Annotated in this window: 10 protein-coding genes; 1 reads left to right on the forward strand and 9 read right to left on the reverse strand. The window is 67.3% G+C overall.

The genetic code is table 11. The features are described from left to right. The 9 genes from RT551_RS20290 to mraZ all read right to left on the reverse strand — a co-directional run. Nucleotides 1-262: glycosyltransferase (locus tag RT551_RS20290; protein ID WP_313461859.1), on the reverse strand; the 262-nt coding region annotated here is incomplete at its 3' end. Continuing rightward, nucleotides 259-1,602, reverse strand: a complete 1,344-nt coding sequence (gene ftsW / locus RT551_RS20295; protein ID WP_313461860.1) for a putative lipid II flippase FtsW — start codon at nucleotides 1,600-1,602, stop codon at nucleotides 259-261. The genes ftsW and RT551_RS20290, both read right to left, overlap by 4 nt. Further along, nucleotides 1,602-2,687 carry a phospho-N-acetylmuramoyl-pentapeptide-transferase gene (gene mraY / locus RT551_RS20300; RefSeq protein ID WP_125361898.1) on the reverse strand — a complete coding sequence of 362 codons (1,086 nt, stop codon included), beginning with the start codon at nucleotides 2,685-2,687 and terminating at the stop codon, nucleotides 1,602-1,604. Before mraY ends, ftsW begins: the two co-directional genes overlap by 1 nt. Further along, a complete protein-coding gene (gene murF, locus RT551_RS20305; RefSeq protein ID WP_313461862.1) occupies nucleotides 2,677-4,071 on the reverse strand; it encodes a UDP-N-acetylmuramoyl-tripeptide--D-alanyl-D-alanine ligase in 1,395 nt (464 codons plus the stop codon). Before murF ends, mraY begins: the two co-directional genes overlap by 11 nt. Then, complete coding sequence (locus RT551_RS20310) at nucleotides 4,068-5,570, reverse strand: UDP-N-acetylmuramoyl-L-alanyl-D-glutamate--2,6-diaminopimelate ligase (RefSeq protein ID WP_313461863.1); 1,503 nt, start codon at nucleotides 5,568-5,570, stop codon at nucleotides 4,068-4,070. Before RT551_RS20310 ends, murF begins: the two co-directional genes overlap by 4 nt. Then, entirely contained in the window at nucleotides 5,567-7,411 is a 1,845-nt protein-coding gene (locus tag RT551_RS20315) for a penicillin-binding transpeptidase domain-containing protein (protein WP_313461865.1), read from the reverse strand. Before RT551_RS20315 ends, RT551_RS20310 begins: the two co-directional genes overlap by 4 nt. Beyond that, nucleotides 7,408-7,671 carry a cell division protein FtsL gene (gene ftsL / locus RT551_RS20320; RefSeq protein WP_125361894.1) on the reverse strand — a complete coding sequence of 88 codons (264 nt, stop codon included), beginning with the start codon at nucleotides 7,669-7,671 and terminating at the stop codon, nucleotides 7,408-7,410. The genes RT551_RS20315 and ftsL overlap by 4 nt, the downstream gene beginning before the upstream one ends. Then, complete coding sequence (rsmH, locus tag RT551_RS20325) at nucleotides 7,668-8,633, reverse strand: 16S rRNA (cytosine(1402)-N(4))-methyltransferase RsmH (protein ID WP_313461869.1); 966 nt, start codon at nucleotides 8,631-8,633, stop codon at nucleotides 7,668-7,670. The genes ftsL and rsmH overlap by 4 nt, the downstream gene beginning before the upstream one ends. Nucleotides 8,634-8,647: 14 nt before the next feature. Then, nucleotides 8,648-9,094, reverse strand: coding sequence for a division/cell wall cluster transcriptional repressor MraZ (mraZ, locus tag RT551_RS20330; protein ID WP_125361893.1), 447 nt, complete (start codon nucleotides 9,092-9,094; stop codon nucleotides 8,648-8,650). A gap of 325 nt (nucleotides 9,095-9,419) precedes the next feature. Between mraZ and RT551_RS20335 the strand changes: the two genes are divergently transcribed. Further along, nucleotides 9,420-9,600, forward strand: a 181-nt coding sequence (locus RT551_RS20335) for an NRDE family protein (protein ID WP_313461867.1), incomplete at its 3' end; no start/stop codon positions are given.

Genomic DNA, 9,600 nt, shown 5'->3' on the forward strand with positions numbered 1-9,600 from the left:
CGGCGGCGCGGATCGCGCGCAGCAGGCGGCCCGGCGCGGTCAGCAGCGCCAGCTTGCCCTTGCCGCGCAGGCCACTGATGGCCAGCGTGTCGATGTGGATGTCGTGCTGCGGCACCAGGCGGGTTTCCATGCCGCCGTCGCTGCCCAGCCAGGTCACCGGAATGCCGCGCGCGCGCAGCACCCGCGCCACCGCCAAGCCGGGGAAGATGTGACCGCCGGTGCCACCGGCCATGATCAGGACCGGACGTTCAGAGGCGCTCATCCCATCCTCCCGAAGGTCGGTTCAATGCGCTGCTGCATGCGGCTGGTGCCGCGTGCGCTGCTGTTGCGCGCACTGCTGTCCGGCGTGGTGTCGGTGTAGGCATTGGCCGGGCGACTGCCCTGCACCGCTGCCGCCACTTCACTGGCGCTCGGTCCGGTGTGTACGGGCTCGTCGCCTTCGGCCGCGCCCATGCGCACCGCCTGACGGCGCTCGGCGCGCTCCAGTTCATACGAAACCCGCAGCAGCAGGCCCATCGCCACACAGGTCATCAACACGCTGGAGCCGCCCGACGAAATCAGCGGCAGGGTCAGGCCCTTGGTCGGCAGGATGCCCAGGTTCACGCCGATCGAGACAAAGCTCTGCATGCTGATCCACAGCGCGATGCCGAAGGCGATGTAGCCGGAGAAGTGGCGCTTCATTTCCACACAGCGCATGCCGATCCAGAACGCACGGCCGACCAGCACCGCATACAGCGCAATGATCACGCAGGTACCCAGGAAGCCGAACTCCTCGGCGGTCACCGAGAAGATGAAGTCGGTATGCGCTTCGGGCAGGTAGTACAGCTTCTGCACCGAGTTGCCCAGGCCGACGCCGGTCCATTCACCACGGCCCACCGCCATCAGCGCGTTGGTCAGCTGGTAACCGTCGCCCTGCTGGTCCGCCCACGGGTCCATGAACGAGGTGATGCGGCGCAGACGGTAGGGTTCGAAGATGGCCAGCGCGCTCATCGCGGCCAGGCCGATCACCGCCGGCATCGACATGCGCAGCATGTTCACCCCGCCCAGCACCAGCATGCCGGCGGTGATGCCGAGCAGCAGGGTGGACGAGCCGAAGTCGGGCTGCAGCAGCAGCAGGACCACCAGCGCACCGGCCACGCCCTGCGGCTTCAACATCGCCGGCCAGGTGGCATTGACCTCGTCGCGGAAGCGGACCAGATAGCTGGACAGCCACACGATGTACAGCACCTTGACCGCTTCCACGGTCTGGAACTTGGAAATGCCCAGGTTGATCCAGCGGCGCGCGCCGTTGACGCTGCTGCCCAGGCCCGGAATGAACACCACCACCAGCAGCGCGAAGCAGCCCAGCAGCAGCATCTGGTTGTACTGCTCGATACTCTTCAGCTCGGTGCGCATGGCCAGAATGGCCAGCCCCACGCCGACCGCCAGGAAGATCAGATGGCGGTTGAGGTAGTAGAACGGGCTGCTCATCAGCGCGATCGAGCTCGACGCGACCATCACCACGCCCACACCGGTCAGCGCGATGATCGCGCCCAGCAGCCACGGATCGAAGCGGCCTCCGATGGCTTCAAGACGGGTTGCCTGGCGCGACAGGTCGTTCATCAGCGGACCTTCAACGTCGCCAGACCGATGAGCACCAGCACCACCGAGATGATCCAGAAGCGCACGATCACGCGCGGCTCCGGCCAGCCCTTCAGTTCGAAGTGGTGGTGGATCGGGGCCATCTTGAACACGCGCTTGCCGGTCAGCTTGAACGAGGCGACCTGGATCATCACCGACAGCGTTTCAATCACGAACACACCGCCCATGATCACCAGCACCAGTTCCTGGCGGGTGATCACCGCGATGGTGCCCAGCACCGCGCCCAGCGCCAGCGCGCCGATGTCGCCCATGAACACCATGGCCGGATAGGTGTTGAACCACAGGAAGCCGAGGCCGGCACCGGCGATGGCGGCACAGATGATGATCAGCTCGCCCGCGCCGGGAATCTGCGGAATCTGCAGGTAGTTGGCGAACACCACGTTGCCCGAGGCATAGGCGAACACGCCCAGGCCGCAGGCCACCAGCACGGTGGGCATGATCGCTAGGCCGTCCAGGCCGTCAGTGAGGTTCACCGCGTTGGAGAAGCCGACGATCCAGAAATAGGCGATGGCGACGAAGCTGATCCCGGCCAGTGGCAGCGCCACCGACTTGAACATCGGGATATAGAAGGTCAGCTGCGCCGGCACATCAGCGGTGTAATACAGGAACAGACCGGCGGCCAGGCCGAAGATCGACTGCAGCAGGTACTTCCAGCGCGAGGCCAGCCCGTTCGGGTCGCGGCGCACGATCTTGATCCAGTCGTCGTACCAGCCGATGACGCCGAAGCTCAGCATCACCGCCAGCACCAGCCACACATAGTGGTTGCGCAGGTCGCCCCACAGCAGGGTCGACAGGGTGACCGTGAGCAGGATCAGCGAACCGCCCATGGTCGGCGTGCCGGCCTTGGAGAAGTGGGTCTGCGGGCCGTCCTTGCGGATCGGCTGGCCACCCTTGAACTGGGCCAGCTTGCGGATCACCGCCGGGCCCAGCCACAGCGACAGGAACAGCGAGGTGAGCGCGGCGAGGATGCCACGGAACGTCAGATAGCCGAACAGCCCGAACAGGCTCTCCAACTGCTGCAACCATCGGGCCAGTTCAAGCAACATGGGGGCTTTCCTCTCCTCGCGCCAGCAGCGCTTTTACGATCTTGTCCATCGCGCTGCCGCGCGAACCTTTCACCAGGCAGCGCACGCCGGCGTGCAACTCCCCGGCCAGTGCGGCAGCCAGGGCGTCATGGGTGGGAAAATGCCGACCGCCTTCGCCGAAGGCGGTGGATGCTGCTTCGCTGAGCGGGCCCAGCGTGTACAGACGCTTCAGCCCAGCGGCGCGGGCACGCTGCCCCGCCTGCGCGTGCAGTGCGGGACCGTCCGGACCCAGCTCGCGCATGTCGCCCAGCACCAGCCAGCCCTCGTCCTTGCCGGCGGCCAGCGCATCAATCGCAGCGGCCAGCGAACCCGGGTTGGCGTTGTAGCTGTCGTCGATCAGCACCGCGCCACCCGGCAGCGTGTGCGCGATCTGCCGGCCAGGCACCGGCTCGGCGTTGCCCAGCCCGGTCACCACCTGGGCCAGCGGAATATCCGCGGCCAAGGCCAGGCTGGCGGCGGCCAGTGCATTGCTGATGTTGTGCCGGCCCGGCAGCGCCAACGTGATCGCGGCGGTGCCAACCGGGGTGTGCAGGGCGAACTGGCTGCCGGCGGCGGTCATGCGGATATCACGCGCGGTGATGTCGGCGCTGTGGTCCAGGCCGTAGCGCAGCACGCGGCTGCGCGGCGGATGGCCGACCACGTGCTGCTCGAACCACGCGCCGTATGCATCGTCGGCATTGATGACGGCCACGCCATCGGCCGGCAGCGCCGCGTAGATCGCGCCCTTGGTGGTAGCCACGCCCAGCAGGCTGCCCATGCGTTCCAGGTGCGCCGGCGCGATGTTGTTGACCAGCGCGTACTGCGGCCGGGCGATGTCGGTCAGGTAGGCGATGTCGCCCGGCTTGCCCGCGCCCATCTCATAGATGGCGAAGTCGGCGTCTTCCGGCGCATCCAGCACGGCCAGCGGCAGGCCGATCTCATTGTTGCGGTTGCCCGGGTTGGCGTAGACCACCTTGCGATCCTCGCGCGCCACCTGCTGCAGAATCGCCAGCAGCAGGGTCTTGACGCTGGTCTTGCCGTTGCTGCCGGTGATGGCAAACACCTGGGTGGCGCGGTCGCGCTGCATGCCGGCGGCAATGCGCGCCAATGCCAGTTCGGTGTTGGCCACCAGCACCTGCGGCACGGCCACGTCGAGCAGGCGCTCGACCAGCATGGCGCTGGCCCCACGCGCCAGCGCATCGGCGGCGAAATCGTGGCCGTCGAAGCGCTCACCGCGCAGCGCCACATACAGGCTGCCCGGGGCCAGGGTGCGGGTGTCGTTGCTCACCGCGTCGATCACGGTGTCGTCGCCGTGGATCTCGCCGCCGGCCCAGTGTGCGATCAAGGAGAGAGGCGTGCGCTTCATTCGGCCTGCTCCGCGTTCTGCTTCAACAGGCCTTCCTTCGCGCTCAGGGCGGCCGCAGCCACCAGCGTGTCGTCGAAGTCATGCTTCACCCCGCGCACTTCCTGGTAGGGCTCATGGCCCTTGCCGGCAATCAGCACGATGTCGCCGGCACCGGCCAGCTTCACTGCCAGGCCGATGGCGCGCGCGCGGTTGCGCTGCACGGTCACGGTGTCGGGTGCGGTGAACCCGGCCAGGATGTCGGCCACGATCACGTCGCCGTCTTCGCCGCGCGGGTTGTCGTCGGTGACGATCACCTGCTGGGCCAGACGTTCGGCAATGGCAGCCATCTGCGGGCGCTTGCCGGTGTCGCGCTCGCCACCGCAGCCAAACACGCAGAACAGCTTGCCCTGCAGATGCCCGTGCAGGCTCTGCAGCGCCTGTTCCAGCGCATCCGGGGTGTGTGCGTAGTCGACCACCACGGTGGGCAGGCCGTGTTCGCCGCCGAGCCGGTTCATGCGCCCGGCAATCGGCTGCAGCCGCGACAGCAGCACGGCGATGTCGGCCGGTGCATGGCCCAGCGCGTACAGCGCACCGGCCACGCCAAGCAGATTGTCCACATTGAAGCGGCCCAGCAGCGGCGACTGCACCGGGTGGCGCGCGCCGTCGACCACCAGGTCGAAGGCAATGCCGCGGCCATCCAGGGTGATCGAGTCCGCACGCAGCGTGGCCTGCTGCGCGCCGCGCGAGCTCAGCCCGATCTGGGCGATGCCCGGATCCACTGTGCGCAGCAGTTCGCTGCCGAAGCTGTCGTCCAGGTTGACCACCGCCGCCTTCAGACCGGCGCGGTGGAACAGCTTGGCCTTGGCCGCGCCGTACTGGGCCATGTCGCCGTGGTAATCCAGATGGTCGCGGGTGAGGTTGGTGAACACCGCCACGTCGTAGTGCACCGCGTCGACACGGCCCTGGTCCAGCGCGTGCGAGCTGACTTCCATGGCAATGGCCTGCGCGCCTTCGTCGCGCAGCTGGGCCAGTACCTCGTGCATCTGCAGCACCAGCGGGGTGGTGAAGCCGGTCGGCACCACGTGCCCGTACAGACCGACGCCGAGCGTGCCGATGCTGCCGCTGCGGGTGCCGAGCAGGTGCCAGGCCTGGGCCAGCAGCTGCACGGTGGAGGTTTTGCCATTGGTGCCGGTCACCCCGACCATGGTCATCGCCCGCGAGGGGTGACCGTGGAACTGGTCGGCCATCGCACCCATGCGGCCACGCAGGCCGGGCACGGCAATGGCATCGGCCGGAGCCGGCAGTTCGGCCGGGGCCGGCGGTTCAAACAGGATGGCAGCCGCGCCAGCGGCCTTGGCCTGTTCGACAAAGCCCAGCCCATGCGCGCCAAAGCCGGCAATGGCCACGAAGGCATTGCCCGGGCGCACGGCACGGCTGTCCAGCACCAGGCCGGTGATGGCGGGGTCGTGGCGCAGCGCCACGTCGGGAATCAACTGCGAAAGCAACATCGTCTGGCTCATTGCGTGCCTCCCTGCGCGGGCGGCAACGTGGCATGCGCGCTGGGCAGCGCGGCATCGATTTCGGCGGCGGCGTCGAGCGCGTTGACCGCCTCGGCCGGCGGCGTCGGCAGCGACGACGCCGCGTGCCCCAGCTTTCCGGACTGCTGGGCGGCCAACCAGGCATCAATATCGTCCGGCTGCACATCCATCAGGCGCAGCGCGCCCTGCATGACGTTGTGGAACACCGGTGCCGACACCAGGCCACCGTAGTACTTGCCGGCCTGCGGGTCGTTGATCACGATCACCGTGGCAAAGCGCGGGTTGCTGGCCGGCACCACGCCGGCAAACAGGGAGTTGTAGTGGCCCGGCTCATAGCCGTGCGGGCCGGCCTTGCGCGCGGTGCCGGTCTTGCCGGCCACGTGGTAGCCCAGCACCGCCGCGCCCTTGGCACCACCCTGGGTGACCACGGTTTCCATCATCGCCACGACTTCCTTGGCGACCTTCTCATCGATGATCTGCTTGCCTTCGTTGTGCTGGCCCTTGACGAAGGTCGGCGCGATCAGCTTGCCGCCGTTGCCCAGCGCCGAGTAGGCGGTGGCGATCTGCAGCGGGGTGACGTTCAGGCCATAACCGTAAGACATGGTGGTCTTGGACGGACCGCTCCAACGCGCCGGGCGCGGAAACACGCCAGCGGACTCCCCGGGGAACCCGCTGTTGGGCGAGGAGCCATAGCCGAAGCTGTGCACCGAATCGTAGAACGCCTGGTCGGGCATCTTCGCGGCGATCTTGGCCGCGCCGATGTTCGAGCTGCGGGTGATCACGCCGGTCACGTTGAGCACGCCGTTGTTACGCGGCACGTCCTTGATCGTGTAGCGCCCCAAGGCCATGTAGCCCGGGTTGGTGTCGATGATGGTGTCCTTGGTGACCGCACCGGTCTGCAGCGCCGAGGCGATGGTGATCGGCTTCATGGTCGAGCCGGGCTCGACCAGGTCGGTCACCGCGCGGTTGCGGCGCGTATCCGGCGCGGTGCCACCGACCGAGTTCGGGTTGTAGGTCGGCAGGTTGACCATGGCCAGGATCTCGCCGGTGGCCACGTCCATGATCACCATCGAGCCGCCGGCGGCCTTGTTCTCGATCAGCGCGTTGCGCAGCTCCTTGAATGCCAGGAACTGGATGCGGCGGTCGATGCTGAGGGTGAGGTCCTTGCCCGGCTCGGCCGCGCGCAGCAGGTCACTCTCCACCGTTTCGCCCTTGCGGTTGCGGATCACCCGCTTGGCACCGGGCTTGCCGCGCAGCCATTCGTCGAAGGCCAGTTCCAGCCCTTCCTGGCCACGATCATCGATGTTGGTGAAGCCGAGCACGTGCGCCATCGCCTCACCCTGCGGGTAGAAGCGACGGAACTCGCGCTGCGAGGCCACGCCCGGAATCTTCAGGGCGACCACTTTTTCCGCATCGTCGGGGTTGATCCGGCGGCGCAGGAACATGAATTCCTTGTCCGACTTCTGTGACAGCTTCGAGCTCAGCTCGTCCAGCGGCATGCCCAGCGCGGTGGCCAGCTCGGGAATGCGGTCGGGCGCGCGCAGCAGTTCCTGCGGGTTGACCCAGATCGAGGCCACCGGCGTCGACACCGCCACCGGCTCGCCGTTGCGGTCGGTGATCATGCCGCGCGAGGTGTTGATCGGCAGCTCGCGCAGGTAACGGGCTTCGCCCTGGCGCTGGTAGAAATCGCTGTTGATGATCTGCACGTAGGCGGCACGGCCGACCAGCGACACCGAGCACAGCCCCAGCGCCAGGCCCACCCACTGCAGGCGGCGGCGCAGATTGAAGCTGTTGCGTGCGCGGTTGCGACCGGAGCCGTTCATGGGCGCACCACCACGACGTCATTGGCTTCCGGGAACTTCATGCCCAGGCGCTCACGTGCCACCCGGTCGACGCGGGTGGCTTCGGCCAGGGTGGCCTGCTCCAGCTGCAGGCGGCCGAATTCGATGTTCAGTTCGTCGCGGGCGCGCTCGGCGCGCGACAGCTCGACGAAGGTCTGCCGGTGACGGTGGCGCATGAACACGACACCGATCGCCGAGGCGATGGTGGCGGCCAGCAGGATCACCAGCAGCAGGCGGCTCATGCAGCCTCCCCGCGCTTTTCGGCCACGCGCAGCACGGCGCTGCGCGAACGCGGATTGACCGCCAGCTCGTCGTCTTCGGCCTTGATGGCCCCGCCGATCAGGTCCAGCGTGGGCACGAACGTCTGCTGCTCGGGCAGCCGGCGGTTGGCCGGCGGTGCCTTGGCATGGCGGTTCATGAACTGCTTGACGATGCGGTCTTCCAGCGAGTGGAAGCTGATCACCGCCAGGCGGCCGCCGGGCTTGAGCCGGGCCATGGCCGCGTCCAGGCCGGCTTCGAGGTCGGCCAGTTCGCGGTTGATATGGATGCGGATCGCCTGGAAGCTGCGCGTGGCCGGGTGGATCTTGTCCTTGCCGCGCGGCATCACCGAGGCGATCAGGTCGGCCAGCTGGGCGGTGCGGGTGAGCGGCTGGCTGGCGCGCTTGGCCACGATGGCGCGGGCGATGCGCCGGCTCTGGCGTTCTTCGCCGTAGGTCCACAGCACATCGGCGATCTCGCGCTCTTCGGCGCTGGCCAGCCATTCGGCGGCGCTCTGGCCACTGTCCGGGTCCATGCGCATGTCCAGCGGACCATCCTTGCCGAAGCTGAAGCCGCGCTCGGCCACGTCCAGCTGCGGCGAGGACACACCCAGGTCGAACAGCACCCCGTCCAGCCCCTCGGCGGTGGCCGGCCAGTGCAGCAGGTCAGCGAAGCTGCCACGGAAGATGGAGACGCGCGGGTCCGGCGCGAAGTCGCGCTCGGCTACCGCAATTGCCTCCGGATCCTTGTCCATGACCAGCAGCGCGCCTCCCGGACCGAGCTGCTCGAGCACGCCGCGGGCGTGACCGCCACGACCAAACGTGCCATCGAGATACCGTCCGTTTTCGATCACCCTCAGGCCATCCAGGACCTGGGTGTACAGAACCGGCAGGTGTCCTGCCGGCGACTGCGACACCGGGTGACCGGCCTGCGCGCCGCCGCGCATCCGGGCACCCCGGCTCACAACTTCAGGTCGAGCAACCCATCGCCCAGATCCTCGTCAGACAACGTCTGCTGGATCAGCGCGCGATGAGCCTGCTCGCTCCACAATTCGAACTTGTCGCCCATGCCGAGCAACACCGCCTTCTTTTCAATGCCAACGGCACCACGGTGGCTGGCCGGAATACTGATGCGGCCGTTGCCATCCAGCTCCAGATGCGCGGCCGAACCGACCAGCTTCTGTTGCAGAAGGCGCACGACGCGCTGCGTGTTGGGCTTGGACATGACGTCGTCGCGCACCCGTTCCCATTCGGCTTCGGCATACAGCCACAGGCAGCCGGACTCGAACGGGTTGTAGGTGAGGACCAGCCGGTTGTTGCTCACGCGCGCGACCAGGTCGCGATGCGCGGTCGGAACCGCCATGCGCCCTTTGTCGTCAACTGTGATGGCCGTCTCGCCCTGAAACACGACGCCTGCACCTTTCCTTCGCCCGGTGAAACATTGAACCACGAAAAACCACAAAAAACCCGGTTTTCCCTCTGTTGCCCACCTTAGCAGTGCCGTTCGGGTTGTCAACATCTTTGCGAGCGGCAAATCGCCTTGGACATCAAGGGCTTGCAGCAATGTTTAGAGACTTGTTCAAGGCTTATCCACAAGTTGCTGTTTCGTCTCAAATTTTGAGATTGAACAGAAGTTCAGTCCTGTGCAGGCCTTGTGAAACCTGGGCTCGCATTCATGCCGCAAGTGGACGCAACCCGCGCGCGGTTGCGCAAAACCGGCCACAATTCCAGCCATGTGTCTGCTCACCCTGGCCTGGAAGGTCCACCCCCGCTGGCAGCTGTTGATGGCCGGCAACCGCGACGAGTTCCACGCCCGCCCCACTGCCCCACTGGCGACGTGGCCGGCGGCCGAGGGCGCACTGCGCGCCGGTCGCGACCTGCGTTCCGGCGGCACCTGGGCCGGCATCACCGGCA

It is taken from the genome of Stenotrophomonas sp. (assembly GCF_032103445.1).
Classification (GTDB): Bacteria; Pseudomonadota; Gammaproteobacteria; order Xanthomonadales; family Xanthomonadaceae; genus Stenotrophomonas.